We start from the raw sequence: 680 nt of genomic DNA, 5'->3' as shown, positions 1-680 counted from the left end.
TCCTGCAATGGCGAGAGCGCGTAGATGTCCTGGATATTGGCGATGCCGCCGGGCACGTGGGCGACGATGCGGTCGATGTCGGCTTGGGTAAGGTCGATCAGCGGCAACGTGTCGGGCGCAATGATCGTAGTGTGCGCAGTGATGCGATTGGGTGGTACCTCGATATCGTGGTGGCTGCCGAGCGTGGTGGCCAGGTCGCGCAGGATGGGCGAAGTGAACAGCGAACGGACCTCGATGCCGAGGCCCTGACGGCGCAAGCGAGCCATCAGCCGCACGGCCAACAGCGAATGGCCGCCGAGCTCGAAGAAATTGTCGTGACGACTGACGCGTGCGACACCCAGCAATTCTTCCCAGATGGTTGCCAAGGTTTGTTCAATGTCACCTTGCGGTGCTTCATAGGCGTGTCGCGCATAGGCCTCGCCATCGGGTGCAGGGAGTGCCTTGCGATCGAGCTTGCCGTTGGGTGTCAGCGGCAAAGCATCCAACTGCACAAAGGCCGAGGGCACCATGTAATCGGGCAGGCGAGCACTCAGATGTGCGCGCAGCGCCGCGGCCAGGTCGGCGGTCTCGCCCTCGGTGGTGACGTAGGCCACCAGCCGCTTGTCGCCGGGCACGTCTTCGCGAGCGATCACCACGGCGTCGCGAATCGCGTCGTGCTCGGCCAGCCGTGCCTCGATCTC

General features: G+C 64.0%; 1 protein-coding gene. It reads right to left on the bottom strand.

Annotated elements, in window-relative coordinates; genetic code table 11:
* The coding region (locus tag ISS99_RS00050; RefSeq protein WP_239537498.1) for an AMP-binding enzyme at positions 1-680 on the bottom strand (680 nt) is incomplete at both ends.

Origin of the sequence: Dyella mobilis, from assembly GCF_016904945.1 — a bacterium.
GTDB lineage: Bacteria > Pseudomonadota > Gammaproteobacteria > Xanthomonadales > Rhodanobacteraceae > Dyella_B > Dyella_B mobilis.
This window is presented reverse-complemented; position numbering and strand designations above follow the sequence as displayed.